Raw genomic sequence first — 14,951 nt, 5'->3', positions numbered from 1 at the left:
GCCAATATAAAACGAACGTTCGTTTCTTGACAAGCTCAGAGCGCGGTGCGACTCTGGCGGCGACAAAAGAGAACGGACATTCGTTTTTTTGGAGGAGATCGTGCGGTCCTCCCCTGCCGCCCGCGCCACGGGCGCGGCCGTCGGCGCGGCGCTGCTGCAGCTCATCATGATCGTCGCCTTCTCGTGGCCCGCCGCGCGGACGGAGCCGCGCGACGTCCCGATCGTCGTGACCGGCCCGCAGGCCGCCGTGGTCGCCGACGCGCTCGACCGCCGGCGGCCGGGCGCCTTCGACGTGCGGGTCCGTCCGGACGAGGCGGCCGCGCGGGCGGCGATCGCCGATCGCGAGGCGTACGGCGCCCTCGTCACGGCGCCGTCCGGCCCGAAGGTGCTCACCGCCTCCGCCGCCTCGCCCCTGGTCGCCCAGCAGCTCGGAGCGATGGCCGCGGAGCTCCGGCCTGGGGGCGCACCGGCCTCCGCGCCCGTCCAGGACGTCGTCGCGGTGGACGCCGACGACCCCCGCGGGGCCGGTTTCGGCGCCCTCGCGCTCCCACTGGTCATGTCCGGGCTCGCGGCGGCGGTGCTGCTGACGTTCGCCCTCCCGTCCCTCGCCTGGCGCGCCGCCGGTACGGCGATCTTCGCCGTGCTGGGCGGGCTGGACGTCGCGTGGATCGCGCAGGGCTGGCTGTCGCTGCTTCCCGGTCCCTACGTCATGCTCGCCGGGGTCATGTCGCTGACCCTCTTCGCCGTGACCGGCACCGTCGTCGGCTTGGCCGCCGCCATAGGCCGCGCCGGAATCGGGCTCGGCGGGCTCACGCTGCTGCTGCTCGGCAATCCGCTGTCGGCGGCGACGTCGGCGCCGGAGCTGCTGCCGCAGCCGTGGGGGACGATCGGCCAGTACCTGCCGCCGGGTGCGTCGGCCACCCTGCTCCGGTCGGCCGCGTACTTCGACGGCGCCGGAGGCGCCGGCCCGCTCACCGTCCTCGCCGCCTGGGTCTTCGGCGCCCTCGTGCTCATGGCCCTTGGCGGTCTGCGGAGGCGCTCGGGAGGCGAGTTCGTGCCCGACCGCGAACCGGTGCCCGCGTGAGGTCCGTGTGCGACTCTTGGCGATTCCATGCGCGATCCGTGCTCCCTCAATAGCATTCTGTGACTCCTGAGTGGTGCGGAGGGCGAGACGGTGGCGGTGTTCGTGGTCCGGCGGCTGGCGAGCCATGCGGTGCTGGCCGTGCTCGCCGCCAGCCTCGGCTACCTGCTCGCCGCCGCGGCGCTCGATCCGCGGGCCGCTCTCGAGGGCGGCGCGCTCCGTCCGCCCGAGGCCGTCGTCGACGCCAGGCTGGGCGCTCTCAACCTCGATGACCGGACGCCCCTGGCCGAGCGCTACCTCACCTGGGCCGGGGGCGTCCTGCGCGGCGACTTCGGCCGGACGTGGGAGGGCGAACCGGTCAACGCCGAACTCCGGCGCCGGCTCGGTGTCAGCCTGCGCCTGGTCCTCCCCGGGGCGGTTCTGGGAGCCGCGATGGGGGTCGCCCTCGGCGCCTATGCCGCCGTCCGGCATGGTCGGGCGGCCGACAGGCTCATCTCGAGCGGCTCCTACCTGCTGCTGGCGGTTCCCGTGTTCGTCCTGGCGGTGCTCTTACAGATCGTCGCCGAAGAAGCCAACGACGCCATGGGCTTGCGGGTGTTCGCCTGGGTGGGCGAATCCACGCCGGGGGCGTCTCACGGCGCGCTGTGGAGCCTTGCGGATCGAGCACGCCACCTGCTGCTGCCCACGGCCGCGATCGCGCTGTGCCACTCGGCTCTCTACGCCCGCTACCAGCGGGGCCTGATGCTGGACGTGCTGCGTGCCGACCACGTGCGCACCGCGCGGGCCAAGGGCCTCCGGCGGCGCAGCGCGCTGCTTCGGCACGGGCTCCGGACCGCGCTCGTCCCGATGACGACCTACTTCGCCTACACGGCGGGCCTGGTGCTCCTCGGCGGGGTCTTCACCGAGACCGCCTTCGGGTGGCACGGCCTGGGGGAGTGGCTCGTCGACTCCATCTCCCGCGGTGACGTCAACGCGGTGGCCGCCATCGACTGCCTGGCCGCCTGCGCCGTCCTGCTGGCGGCTCTCGCGTCCGACGTCCTGACCGCCGCGCTGGACCCCCGCGTCCGCACGAGGGCACTGCCATGACCGGCGGACGGCGTGCGGTGGCCGGGGGCGTCCTGCTCGTGCTCCTGGTCCTGCTGGCGTTCGCGGGGCCGCTCGCGTCACCGTGGGGATGGGACGAGACGGACTTCACGGCCTTCCGGCAGGGGCCGTCCGGAGAGCACTGGCTCGGCACGACCCAGAGCGGGCGGGACGTCTTCTCGCTCACCCTGCGCGGGGCCCGGAACTCGCTGTCGGTCGGGTCATGCGCCGCGGTGCTGGCGACCGGATTCGCCGCCGTCGCGGGGACGGCGGCCGGGTTCCTGGGCGGCGCCGCCGACCGGATGCTGATGTGGGGCGCCGACCTGCTCCTGGTGCTCCCGTCCCTGCTCGTCGTCACCGTCCTGGCGTCCAGGGCCACCGGGGGATGGCCGGTGCTCGTGCCGCTGCTGGCCGCGTTCATGTGGATGCTCACCGCCCGCGTGGTGCGGGCCGCGACGCTCTCGCTGCGGGAGCGCGAGCACGTGCTGGCCGCCCGGTACCTCGGCCTGGGCGCGCCGCGCGTGATCGCGCGGCATGTGCTGCCCCATCTGGCGTCCCTGCTGGCCGTGGACGCGAGCCTGAACGTCAGCGTCGCGATCGTCGCCGAGAGCGGGCTGTCCTACCTCGGGTTCGGGGTGCGGCCGCCGGACGTCTCGCTCGGCACGGTGATCGCCGACGGCCGGGGCGGGGCGACCGCGCTTCCCTGGGCGTTCGGGTTCGCCGCCGGGCTGCTCGTCCTGATCGTCGTGGCGGTGAACCTGGTCGGGGACGGCCTGCGGGACGCTCTCCACCCGGAGGCGGGGCGTTGACCGTCCTGCGGGTCGCGGACCTGACCGTCCGCCACGCCTCCGGCGCACGAGCCGTCCGCGGGGTGGGCTTCGCCGTCGAGGAGGGGGAGGCGCTCGGGATCGTCGGCGAGTCGGGAGCCGGCAAGACCGCGCTGGCCCTCGCCCTGATGGGCCTGCTGCCAGAAGGGGCCCGCGTGGCCGGGAGCGTGCGGCTGCGCGGTGAGGAACTGCTGGGACGGACCGACGCCGAACTCTCCCGGGTCCGCGGCAAGGACCTGGCGATGGTCTTCCAGGATCCGCTGTCGGCCCTCTCGCCCGTCCAGAAGGTGGGCGACCAGATCGCCGAAGCCGTCCGAGTCCATTCGGCGGCGGGCCGCGCGGCGGCGCGATCACGCGCCGTCGACCTGCTCGAACTGGTCGGCATGCCCGATGCGGCCCGCCGGGCCCGCGCCTACCCGCATGAGCTCTCCGGCGGAATGCGGCAGCGCGTGATGATCGCCATGGCCCTCGCCCACGACCCGGTGGCGATCGTGGCGGACGAGCCCACCGCTGCCCTGGACGCGACCGTCCAGGCGCGGGTGCTGGACGTCCTGCGGGCGGCCCGGGAGGCGAGCGGCGCCGCCGTCGTGCTGATCAGCCATGATCCCGGCGTCGTCGCCGGGTTCGCCGACCGCGTGATGGTCATGCGCGAGGGACAGGTGGTGGAGGCGGGACCGGTGGAGGAGGTCTACCGGCGGCCTCAATCGCCGTACACGCGCGCCCTGCTGCGCTCGACGCCGCGCCCAGGCGATGTCTCTCGGCCCCGCACCGGCCGTCCGGTCGTGCTCCAGGTGGAGGGCCTGGCCCGTCACTATCCCCTCACCAGAGGGACGCTGACGCGGTGGCGGGTCGGCGAGGTGCGTGCCGTGGACGGCGTGAGCTTCGACGTCCGCGAGGGGGAGACGCTCGCGCTTGTCGGGGAGTCAGGGTCCGGCAAGACCACGACGCTGATGGAGGTCCTGAGGCTGTCCCGCCCGCAGGAGGGGCGCGTCATCGTCTTCGGCCACGACACGGCCGCCTTGCGCACCGCCCACCGCAAGGCCCTGCGCAAGGACGTCCAGGTGGTGTTCCAGGACCCGTACGCCTCGCTGAACCCTCGGATGCGGGTGGCAGACATACTCACCGAACCGCTCACAGCGCACCGCATGCCGATCGGCGGGCGCGTGGAGGAGCTTCTAGCGATGGTGGGTTTGGAACCCGGTCATGCGCGGCGCTTCCCCCATGCGCTGTCAGGCGGACAGAGGCAGCGCGTGGCCCTGGCCAGAGCGCTCGCCCTGGAACCCCGCCTTCTGCTCTTGGACGAGCCCGTGTCGGCGTTGGACGCCGCCGTGCAGGCGGGCGTCATGGAGCTGCTGGAGGGGCTGAGGCAACGCCTCGGCCTGGCGTGCCTGTTCGTCACCCACGACCTCGCCCTGGTCCGGGGCTTCGCCGACCGGGTCGCGGTCATGCACAGGGGCCGCGTCGTGGAGATCGGGGCGGTGCCCGATGTGTACGGCGCTCCCGCCCACCCGTACACGCGGGCGTTGCTGGACGCGATCCCTTCACCCGCCCCGGAACGAGACCGACGTACCCGCTTCCTTCTGCACGATGACCCGCCCGATCCCAGACCCATGGGCATTGCCTTGGGCTGCCGGTTCCGGGCCCACTGCCCGCACTACGCCACGCTCACCCCCGACGACAGACACCCATGCGAAGACCACGATCCGATGCCGCGTGCCATAGGCGCAGACCACTCCGCCGCCTGCCATCATCCGCTCGTCCCAGCGAAGGCCGGACGATGAGACAGTTCCTCGCCGCGGTCCTCCTGGGGATCGCGCTCCTGAACGGCACCGGATGCACGGCCCCTGAAGCGTCGACGCCGAGCACAGCTGGGCGCCTGCCGGCGGCGGACATCAACCCGACCCCGCGTGACCGTGTCTCCGGCGGCGGGACGCTGCGCTGGCCCCTGCCCGAATTCCCGTCCCAGTGGAACTCGGGCCATGTCAACGGCGCCAAGGGTGCGGTCGAGCACGTCATCCAGGCCGTCATGCCGTTTCTGATGCGCGCCGATGAGAAGGCCGTCCCGCGTCCCGTTCCGGAGTATCTGGAATCGGCCACGTTGAGGCGGACCCGGCACGGCCAGACCGTCACCTACAGGCTCAACCCGCGCGCCAGGTGGTCGGACGGCAGGCCCTTCGGGTACGCCGACTTCCGGGCGCAGGCTCATGCCCTGTCTGGACGCGACCCCCGCTACGAGATCTCCGCCGTCACCGGCTACCAGCAGATCAAGCGCGTCGAACGCGGCGCCGACGAGCACGTCGTCAAGGTGACGTTCGCCCATGCGTACGCGGACTGGCGCGGCCTGTTCAGCCCCCTGTATCCGGCTTCCGCCTACGCCAGCCCACGCGCGTTCAACACCGCATGGACGGACCGCATACCCGTCACGGCGGGCCCGTTCAGATTCCAGCGGATCGACAGGACGGCCAAGACGCTCACCCTGGTGCGGGACCCGGCGTGGTGGGGCGCGCCCGCGAAACTCGACCGGATCGTGTACCGCGCCATGGACACCAGCGCGATGCCCGGCGCGTTCGCCAACAACGAGATCGACCTGATGGACGTCGGCCTCGACGCTGATGCGCTGCAGCGCGTCCGGCACGTCCCCGGCGCCGTCGTCCGGAGGGCGGGCGGGCCGGACTGGCGGAACTTCACCTTCAACGCGGCCGGGCCCATCCTGTCGGACGCCCGGGTGCGGCGGGCGGTGATGCTCGGCATCGACCGGCGCGCCATCGCGCGGTCCGACCTGTCCGGTCTCGGCGTGCCGGTCCAGCCGCTCGGCAACCATTTCTACGTCGGCACCCAGGCCGGCTACCAGGACAACTCCAGCGAGCTCGGCGGCTACGACCCCGCGCGGGCCGGGCGGCTCCTGGACGAGGCGGGCTGGAAGCCCCACGGCAAGTACCGCGCCAAGGCGGGACGCACGCTCGCGCTGCGGTTCGTGGTGCCGTCGGGGGTCCCGATCAGCAGGCGGGAGGGGGAGCTGACGCGCGCGCTGCTCGAACGCATAGGCGTCCGAGTGGACATCCAGGTCGTTCCCGCCGACGACGTCTTCGAGCGGTACGTCACGCCGGGGAACATGGACATCGTCCCGTTCTCCTGGCTCGGCACCTCGTTCCCCGCTTCGGAGATGAAGGCGGTGTTCGCCCGGCCTCACGGACGCAACGTCCAGCAGAACTACTCCCGGATCGGCAGCGCCGCCATCGACGCGGCGATGGACCAGGCCATCGCGGAGGTCGACCCGGGCAGGGTCCACGTCCTGGTGAACAGGGCCGACCGGCTCATCTGGCGTCAGGCGTCGGTCCTGCCGCTGTACCAGCGCCCCCAGCTCGTCGCCGTGCGCGCGGACCTCGCCAACGTGGGGGCGGGCGGCTTCGTTGACCTCGCCTACCAGGACATCGGCTTCAGGAAGCGGTGAGGCTTCCGGATCCGTTCAGGTCAGGGAAAGGCGAGCTGGACGCCCTTGCGGTCGCTGGTGAAGCGGGCGTTCCACACGTACAGGCGCAGGTCGTCGGCGGAGAGGTCCTCCTTGACCGGGAGGTCGGAGGCGATGCGGACCACGTAGGAGGCGCCCGCCGGCATCATCGTGTCGCCGCCGTCCTCGACGGGTGCCTTGGACCCGCCCACCCGCGCGGTGATCGTGCTGTGGTTGGGGAGGGTGCACATGTCGTCCGGGATGCCGGCCTGCGGCATGCACCGCTCCTGCGCCGACGCCGGGACCTGCGACTTCGGCATGAACAGGTCGGCGGGGAAGTCCAGCAGGACGGGCCGCCGCTGGCTGTTGGTGAGGATGTAGTCGGCGTAGGCGTAGGTCGTCCCGTCCGGCGGGGCCTGCGTGGCGCCGAGCGGCTGCCGGGACGTCCCCGCCATGACGGCGGCGAGGCTGTAGCCGTAGCCCTCCGGCGTCGTGAAGCCGACCGGCGGGCCGGCCTTCGGGGCGGGCACGGACGAGCCGCCCCCGCCGTCGCCCTGGCTCGCGAGGACGGGCGGGGCGGGGTCCCCGCCGCCCGTGCCCGGCCGCAGGAACACGATCACGCCGGCCACCGCGGCGATCCCGACGGCGCCGGTGACGGCCCCCGCGAGGCCGAGCCTTCCTGCCTGGCTCTTCTTCCTGCGGCGGTGCGAGCGGTACGGCTGGCGGCTGTTGGCCATGGTCGCTCCCTCGGGCCCTCTCCAGCTCGGTCGGCGTGTCCTTCCCACGGCGGGCAGGCCACGATACCGGACAGCCGGATCGGCGGCGGTCCTGACCTGTGGGCTACGAACCGCGCGCGATAAGGGCGTCGCGGCCGAGTCCCCGCAGGGAGGCGTCCAGCACCTGCGCGGTGTGCGCGACGGCGATGCCGGCGCCGCGCCGGCGCAGCGCCGTGGCGATCTGCATCGAGCAGCCGGGGTTGGCGGCGACGAGCAGTTCGGCTCCGGTGGCGTCCACGTTCACCGCCTTCCGGTCGCCGAGTTCTCCGGCGGCCTCCGGCTGGAACAGGTTATAGGTCCCGGCGGAACCGCAGCAGATGTCGGGTTCGGCGATCTCCCGGACGGTGAGCTGGGGTATCGCGGCCAGCAGTTCGCGGGGCTGGAGGCGGATGCCCTGGGCGTGGGCGAGGTGGCAGGCGTCGTGGTAGGCGATCGTGACCGGAAGTGGCCGCCGTTCCGCGCGGGGCCCGAGTTCCACCAGGTACTCGGCGAGGTCACGGGTCTTGGCGGAGAGCGCCTCCGCCCGCCCGGACCATTCCGGGTCGTCGGCGAGCAGCGCCCGGTACTCCTTCATCGCGGACCCGCACCCGGCGGAGTTCACCACGATGACGTCGACGGCCTCGAACGTCTCGACCGTCCGGCGGGCGAACGCGCGGGCCTCGTCCTCGCGCCCGGAGTGCATGGACAGCGCCCCGCAGCACCCCTGAGAACGGGGGATGACGACGTCGCAGCCCTCCATCGCCAGGACCCGGGCCGTGGCAGCGTTGACGCCGGGGAAGAACTCGCTCTGGACGCATCCGGTCAGCATCCCGACCGTGGCGCGGCGCTCGCCGCGCGCGGCGACGCGCTCGGGAAGCCTCGGCGCCCTGCCGAGGGGCGGGGCCAGCCGTTCCATCGCGGCGAGGGACGGCGAGATGCGCTCCAGGATGCCGGTGCGCCGCACGAGCCGTTCCAGACCCGACCGCTGGTACGCGCGGAGGGGCCCGCGCAGGGCGCGGAGCCTCCGCTTGTACGGGAAGAGTTGGAAGACCATCTCCCGTATGACGCGCTCCTTGACCGGGCGGGGGTGCTCCCGCTCGACGTCGGCCCTGGTCGTCTCGATGAGACGGTCGTACTGCACCCCGGACGGGCAGGACGTCACGCAGGCCATGCACCCCAGGCACCGGTCGAAGTGCTCGACCATCGGTCCGCTGAGCGGTTCGCCGTCCGCGTGCTGCTGCATCAGATGGATGCGGCCCCGGGGAGAGTCCATCTCCTCGCCCCAGAGCACGTACGTCGGGCACGTCGGAAGGCAGAACCCGCAGTGCACGCAGTCGCTGAGCAGGTCCGGGAGGTCGTCCTGTGCGCTCATCAGATCCCTCCCACGAAGCGGCCGGGGGACAGCCGGTGATCCGGGTCGAACTGGTCCTTCACCCGCCGCATCAGCGCCAGCGCCGGAACCGGCCCCCACAGGTCGATCTCGCCGCGCACCTCCTGCGGCGCATAGCGGACGACGGCGTGCCCGCGGTGCTTCCTCAGCACGTCGCGTAGGCGGCCGAGGACGTCGGCCACCTCGTTCGGGCCGGACTCCGCGGGAAGGCCCACGTGGCCTTGCCCGCTGCCGCTCCAGGTGGCGGCGGCCCCCGGCCCGAGCACGGTGAGGACGTCGCGGAGCGAGGGCGGCGGGGCGCCGATGTCGATGAGGGTGGTGCCGTCCGGGTAGACGCCCCAGCCATCGGGTGCGGTGTCGGAGATCTCGGCCTTCTCGCCGAGGAGCTCCGCGGTCTGCCGGGCGCGCGCGGCGACACCGTCGGGAACGCCCTCCAGGAACACCGCCACCGTCCCTGGGCTGATGTACTCGACCGCACTCGGCGCGACAGGGGAGTGGAGGACGGTCTGGACCGCGTCGTGCGCGTCCTCGGGCCCGTCCACGGCGCAGGTCAGGTACGCGGTCGCGGCGGGGACCGGATGCAGGCGGAACGTGGCCTCCACGATCAGGCCCAGCGTCCCGTAGGAGCCGCAGAAGAGGCGCCCCAGGTCGTACCCGGCGACGTTCTTGACGACCTTGCCGCCCGACCGCGCGACCTGCCCGTCCGCCCGGACGACCGTGAGCCCGATGACCAGGTTCCTGGGCGTCCCGTACAGGGTGCGCAGGGGGCCGGCCGCGCCCGTGGCGACCGTCCCGCCGACGGTCGAGCCCGGCAGCGGCACGTCGAGCGCGAGCCGCTGCCCCCGCTCCGCCAGCCGCTCGGCGAACTCCTCCATCGCGAGGCCGGCCTCCGCCTTGGCGACGAGGTCCCCGGCCGTGTGCTCGACGAGCCGGCCGAGCCGGTGGGTGTCGACGATCAGGTCGCAGCGCTCCGGGGGCAGCCCCCAGTCCAGCCGGGTCTCGGCCCCGCGCGGGACGACGGCAAGCCCCTTCTCGGCGGCCACGCGCATGACGTCGGCGGCCTCGGCCAGGTTCTTCGGCGCCGCGACGATCGCGGGCTCCACGCCGAGCACGCCTTCCGCGGGCTCGCCGGGCCGGACGTCGCCGCAGACCTTCGCCAGGGCGTCCAGGGGCCGCATCAGAAGATGTCCGCCTTTCCCTCGTACGGGTGCGGGCCCTTGCGCTTGCCGGGCACCTCGCCGCACAGCCGCGGCGTGGGGAAGACCTTTCCCGGGTTGCACAGCCCCGCGGGGTCGAAGCCGCAGCGGACCATCTGCATCGTGTCCAGGTCGGCGTCGGTGAACATGCGCGGCATGTAGCGGGCCTTGTCCACGCCGACGCCGTGCTCGCCCGTGATGGAGCCGCCGTGCTCGATGCACAGGTCGAGGATCGCGCCCGACACCTCCTCGGCGCGCGCCTCCGCGCCCGGTTCGGCGTCGTCGAACAGCACCAGCGGATGCAGGTTGCCGTCCCCGGCGTGGAACACGTTCGCGACCCGCACGCCCGACTCGGCCGACAGGGCGTCGATCCGGGCCAGGACGTCGGGGAGGACCGTCCGGGGGATGACGCCGTCCTGGACGAGGTAGGCCGGGCTGATCCGGCCCACGGCCGCGAACGCCGACTTGCGCCCCTTCCAGATCAGCGCCCGCTGCACGTCGTCGGCGGCGATGCGGATCTCGAAGGCGCCCGCGTCCCGGCACAGCCGCTCCACCTCGGCGAACTGCGCGGCGACCTCGGCCTCCGGGCCGTCCAGTTCCACGATCAGCACCGCGCCGGCGCCCGGCGGGTACTCGCAGCGCACCGCCGCCTCGGCCGCCTCGATCGCGAGGGCGTCCATCATCTCGATCGCCGCCGGGAGGACCCCCGCGCCGATGATCGCCGACACCGCGGCGCCGCCCGCCTCGATCGACCCGAACGCGGCCAGCAGCGTCTGCACGGTCTCGGGGACCCGCGTCAGCCGCACCGTGATCTTGGTGGTGATGCCGAGCGTGCCCTCCGCGCCGACGAACACGCCGAGCAGGTCGTAGCCGGGCCCGTCCGCGGTGAGCTCCACGAGCTCGCCGTCCGGGGTGACGACCTCGCAGGCCAGCACGTGGTGCGCGGTGAACCCGTACTTCAGGCAGTGCGCGCCGCCGGAGTTCTCCGCGACGTTCCCGCCGACCGAGCAGATCTGCTGGCTGGAGGGGTCGGGCGCGAAGTAGTACCCGTACGGGCGGACGGCCCGCGTCACGTCCAGGTTGATCACGCCGGGCTCCACCACGGCCCGCTGCCCCGGGACGTCGATCTCCAGGATCCGGTTCATCCGGGACGTGACGATCAGCACGCCGTCCGCGCGGGGGAGCGCGCCGCCCGACAGGCCGGTCCCGGAACCGCGCGCCACGTAGGGGATCCCGGCGGCCGCGCACTCCCGGACGATCGCGGCGATCTGCTCGGCCGTGTCGGGCAGCACGACGACGCCGGGCGTGGACCGGTGGTTGGTCAGGCCGTCGCACTCGTAGGTGCGCAGCCGCACCGGATCGGTGATCACCCGGTCGGCCCCGAGCAGCGCCTCCAGCCGGGGCGCGAGCGCCGTGAGCATGGTCTCCATCTCCTCCACCATCCCTCGCACGCGAACCCGTCGCAAGGGCCATCGGGCCGTCCGGAAACCGTTTCCCGGACGGCCCGCGGTCCCTTGCGGACCGCCGGCGGGAGCCCGGCCCCTTACGGGAACTGCTGGTAGGCCGGCGTGGTGAGGAACTCGGAGTACTCGTCGGCGAGCGTGACCTCCTTGAAGAGCTCCACGGCCTGGTTGTAGCGGGGCTCGTTGTAGGCCTGGCCCAGGTCCTCGCGGATCTTGGCGAGCTCCTCGTCCAGGAGCTGCTCCACCCACTCCTTGGTGATCTTCTGGCCCTCGGCGGTGGCGACGCCGTTGTAGATCCACTGCCACACCTGGGAGCGGGAGATCTCCGCGGTGGCGGCGTCCTCCATCAGGTTGTGGATCGCGACCGCGCCGGCGCCGTCCAGCCAGGTGGCGAGGTAGCGCAGCGCCACGTCGATGTTGTTGCGCAGGCCCGCCTCGGTGATCTCGCCGGGGGTGGCCTTGACGTTGAGCAGGTCGGCGGCGGAGACGTGCACGTCCTCGCGGAGCCGGTCGCGCTGGTTCGGCTTGTCGCCGAGCACGCCGTCGAACACCTCGCGGCAGACCGGGACGAGGTCGGGGTGGGCGACCCAGGAGCCGTCGAAGCCGTCCCCGGACTCGCGGGTCTTGTCGGCGCGGACCTTCTCCAGCGCGACCCGGTTGACCTCCTCGTCGCGGCGGGACGGGATGAACGCCGCCATGCCGCCGATCGCGTGCGCGCCGCGCTTGTGGCACGTCCGGACGAGCAGCTCGGTGTAGGCCCGCATGAACGGCGCGGTCATCGTGATCGCGTTGCGCTCGGGCAGCACGAAGTCGGCGCCCCGGTCCCGGAACTTCTTGATCACCGAGAAGAGGTAGTCCCAGCGGCCCGCGTTCAGGCCGGCGGAGTGGTCGCGCAGCTCGTAGAGGATCTCCTCCATCTCGAACGCGGCCGGGATCGTCTCGATCAGCACGGTCGCGCGGATGGTGCCGCGCGGGACCTCCAGGGCGTCCTGGGCGAGGTTGAACGCGTCGTTCCAGAGCCGCGCCTCGAGGTGGCTCTCCATCTTCGGCAGGTAGAAGTAGGGGCCCTTGCCCTTGGACAGCTGCCTGCGGGCGCAGTGGAAGAAGTAGAGGCCGAAGTCGAACAGCGACCCGGACATGGGCTCGCCGTCGACGAGGAGGTGCTTCTCCTCCATGTGCCAGCCGCGCGGCCGGACGACGATCGTCGCGAGCTCCCCGTCGTCCTTCAGCGCGTAGGACTTGCCGCTCTTGGCGTCGGTGAAGTCGATGGTGCGGTCGAGGGCGTCCCGCAGGTTGAGCTGCCCCTCGATCATGTTGTTCCACAGCGGGGTGTTGGCGTCCTCGAAGTCGGCCAGCCACACCTTGGCGCCCGAGTTCAGCGCGTTGATCGTCATCTTCCGGTCCGTGGGGCCGGTGATCTCGACGCGGCGGTCCTCGAGGCCGGGCGCGGGCTCGGCGACGCGCCACGAGTCGTCGCCGCGGACGCCGGCGGTCTCGGGCAGGAAGTCGAGGGTGCCGCCCGCGGACAGCTTGCGCTGCCGCTCGGCGCGCGCCCCCAGCAGTTCCTTGCGGCGGGCGCCCAACTCGCGCTGCAGGGCGGCGAGCAGGCCGAGCGCGTCGGGGGTCAGGATCTCCTCGTACCGCTCGCCGAGGGGTCCGGTGACCTCGATGCCTTCCAGTCCAGCCATCTGCCTGCCCTTTCGTATAGCGAAATTCGACTTCTGTTACGTGGAGAACGGTACTCGCCGGTACGGAGACCGGTCAAAGCAGGGTTCCCTGCAGACCTCCCCGCGCGCGCTTGCGTCAACCCAAGGGGAAACCGGGTGATAAGCACGTGACCGCTGGGGAGGGTGCGTGAGACGATCGCGGGGAAGATTCGGCCGCGAAGCGGCGTTCTACGAGGACATATGACTGAACCTTTCTCTGCAGACCAGGCCCGGATCCAGGAGGAGCTCGAGTACGAGCCCCTGACGGGCGAACTCGATCTCGAAGACAGGCGGGCACTGCGCCGCGTCGCGGGCCTGTCCACCGAACTCACCGACGTCACCGAGGTCGAGTACCGCGCCCTCCGGCTGGAGCGGGTCGTCCTGGTGGGCGTCTGGACGGAGGGGACGGCCCAGGAGGCCGAGAACTCCCTGCGCGAGCTGGCGCTGCTCGCCGAGACCGCGGGCTCGGAGGTGCTCGAAGGGCTCGTCCAGCGCCGGACCCGCCCCGACCCGGCGACCTACATCGGCTCCGGCAAGGCCGCGGAGCTGCGCGACATCGTGATCTCCACCGGCGCGGACACCGTCATCTGCGACGGCGAGCTGGCCCCGAGCCAGCTGCGCCACCTGGAGGAGACCGTCCAGGTCAAGGTGATCGACCGGACCGCGCTGATCCTGGACATCTTCGCCCAGCACGCCAAGAGCCGCGAGGGCAAGGCGCAGGTCGAGCTCGCGCAGCTCGACTACCTGCTGCCGCGGCTGCGCGGCTGGGGCGGCAACCTGTCCCGGCAGGTCGGCGGGCGCGCCGCGGGCGGCGTCGGCATCGGCGGCCGCGGGCCCGGCGAAACCAAGATCGAGCTGGACCGGCGGCGGATCCGCACCCGGATGGCCAAGCTGCGCCGGCAGATCGCCGAGATGTCCAAGTCGCGCGACACCAAGCGCGGCGAGCGGCGCCGCCACCGGGTGCCCGCCGTCGCCATCGCCGGCTACACCAACGCGGGCAAGTCGTCCCTGCTCAACCGGCTCACCGGCGCCGGGGTGCTGGTGGAGAACGCGCTGTTCGCCACCCTCGACCCCACCGTCCGGCGCGCCGAGACGCCGGGCGGCCGCGCCTACACGCTGGCCGACACGGTCGGGTTCGTCCGGCACCTGCCGCACCAGCTCGTCGAGGCGTTCCGCTCGACGCTGGAGGAGGTCACCGACGCGGGGCTCGTGCTGCACGTCGTGGACGGCTCCGACGCCGACCCCGAGGCGCAGATCGACGCCGTCCGCGAGGTGCTGCGCGAGATCGGCGCCGACCGCATCCCGGAGATCATCGTGATCAACAAGGCGGACGCGGCCGACGAGCTGGCGATCGCGCGCCTGCAGCGCCGCGAGCCGCACAGCGTCGTGGTGTCCGCCCGCACCGGGTTCGGCATCGAGGAGCTGCGCGCCGCGATCGAGGCCGACCTGCCGGGCCTGGAGAGCGAACTGCACGTCCTCGTGCCCTACGAGCGCGGAGACCTCGTCGCGCGCGTCCACGAGCGCGGAGAGGTGCTCAAGCAGGAGCACGTCGCCGAGGGCACCGTCATGCACGCCCGGATGCCCGCCGACCTCGCGGGCGAACTCGCACGGTACGAGACCGTCTCCCCGACGGCCTGAAGTCCTGTCCCCGCCGGGCCCTTCCGAGGGTCCGGCGGGTTTTGGACCGGTCGTTCGGCCGGTTCGTGATCGTCCAAAGGGGCGTCCTGGTCCCCGAACGGTGACAGCTTGTCCATTCCGCTTGACGATGCGGTTGAAATCCGTACCGTCGAAGAGCCAAGGGGCGGGGTGATGGGTGTCGATGCGCTGCGATCAGAGGTTGTCGGACGGGCCTTCGGTGCACTACCGTGACGAAACCGATATCTCCGGTCTCGTTGCCAGTGGTGGCCCCCCGGTCACCCGACCCTCCACAGGTGGAGCCGCCGGCACCCAGCCGGCGTTTCGGATCGAGAGCAGGTGGCCCAACCATGGCAGGTCCGAACGC

Annotated in this window: 11 protein-coding genes; 6 read left to right on the top strand and 5 right to left on the bottom strand. The window is 72.5% G+C overall.

The window, feature by feature from the left end; translation table 11 throughout:
- Nucleotides 1-100 precede the first annotated feature (100 nt).
- The 5 genes from AB0C21_RS01070 (at nucleotide 101) to AB0C21_RS01050 (ending at nucleotide 6,442) form a co-directional block, all read left to right on the top strand.
- A complete protein-coding gene (locus AB0C21_RS01070) occupies nucleotides 101-1,084 on the top strand; it encodes a hypothetical protein (protein WP_500202070.1) in 984 nt (327 codons plus the stop codon).
- A gap of 90 nt (nucleotides 1,085-1,174) precedes the next feature.
- A complete protein-coding gene (locus AB0C21_RS01065; protein WP_500202069.1) occupies nucleotides 1,175-2,167 on the top strand; it encodes an ABC transporter permease in 993 nt (330 codons plus the stop codon).
- Entirely contained in the window at nucleotides 2,164-2,973 is an 810-nt protein-coding gene (locus AB0C21_RS01060; RefSeq protein ID WP_500202068.1) for an ABC transporter permease, read from the top strand. Before AB0C21_RS01065 ends, AB0C21_RS01060 begins: the two co-directional genes overlap by 4 nt.
- A complete protein-coding gene (locus AB0C21_RS01055) occupies nucleotides 2,970-4,772 on the top strand; it encodes a dipeptide ABC transporter ATP-binding protein (protein ID WP_500202067.1) in 1,803 nt (600 codons plus the stop codon). The genes AB0C21_RS01060 and AB0C21_RS01055 overlap by 4 nt, the downstream gene beginning before the upstream one ends.
- Nucleotides 4,769-6,442: an ABC transporter family substrate-binding protein gene (locus tag AB0C21_RS01050; protein ID WP_500202066.1), complete on the top strand. Its 1,674-nt coding sequence runs from the start codon at nucleotides 4,769-4,771 to the stop codon at nucleotides 6,440-6,442. The genes AB0C21_RS01055 and AB0C21_RS01050 overlap by 4 nt, the downstream gene beginning before the upstream one ends.
- 20 nt (nucleotides 6,443-6,462) lie before the next feature.
- Here the strand turns inward: AB0C21_RS01050 and AB0C21_RS01045 are convergent, their stop codons facing one another.
- The 5 genes from AB0C21_RS01045 to aceB all read right to left on the bottom strand — a co-directional run bounded on the left by AB0C21_RS01045 (nucleotide 6,463) and on the right by aceB (nucleotide 12,931).
- Entirely contained in the window at nucleotides 6,463-7,176 is a 714-nt protein-coding gene (locus AB0C21_RS01045) for a hypothetical protein (RefSeq protein ID WP_500202065.1), read from the bottom strand.
- A gap of 103 nt (nucleotides 7,177-7,279) precedes the next feature.
- The gene (locus tag AB0C21_RS01040; protein ID WP_500202064.1) at nucleotides 7,280-8,566 is read right to left on the bottom strand and encodes a (Fe-S)-binding protein; all 1,287 of its coding nucleotides are present in this window, start codon (nucleotides 8,564-8,566) and stop codon (nucleotides 7,280-7,282) included.
- A complete protein-coding gene (locus AB0C21_RS01035; protein ID WP_500202063.1) occupies nucleotides 8,566-9,762 on the bottom strand; it encodes an FAD-binding oxidoreductase in 1,197 nt (398 codons plus the stop codon). The genes AB0C21_RS01040 and AB0C21_RS01035 overlap by 1 nt, the downstream gene beginning before the upstream one ends.
- A complete protein-coding gene (locus AB0C21_RS01030; RefSeq protein WP_500202062.1) occupies nucleotides 9,762-11,210 on the bottom strand; it encodes an FAD-linked oxidase C-terminal domain-containing protein in 1,449 nt (482 codons plus the stop codon). The genes AB0C21_RS01035 and AB0C21_RS01030 overlap by 1 nt, the downstream gene beginning before the upstream one ends.
- 113 nt (nucleotides 11,211-11,323) lie before the next feature.
- Nucleotides 11,324-12,931 carry a malate synthase A gene (gene aceB / locus AB0C21_RS01025; RefSeq protein ID WP_500202061.1) on the bottom strand — a complete coding sequence of 536 codons (1,608 nt, stop codon included), beginning with the start codon at nucleotides 12,929-12,931 and terminating at the stop codon, nucleotides 11,324-11,326.
- A 219-nt stretch (nucleotides 12,932-13,150) separates the two neighbouring features.
- Between aceB and hflX the strand changes: the two genes are divergently transcribed.
- Entirely contained in the window at nucleotides 13,151-14,587 is a 1,437-nt protein-coding gene (hflX, locus tag AB0C21_RS01020; protein WP_500202060.1) for a GTPase HflX, read from the top strand.
- The last annotated feature ends 364 nt before the right edge of the window (nucleotides 14,588-14,951 follow it).

Origin of the sequence: Spirillospora sp. NPDC049024 (assembly GCF_040649235.1) — a bacterium.
Taxonomy (GTDB): domain Bacteria; phylum Actinomycetota; class Actinomycetes; order Streptosporangiales; family Streptosporangiaceae; genus Spirillospora.
This window is presented reverse-complemented; position numbering and strand designations above follow the sequence as displayed.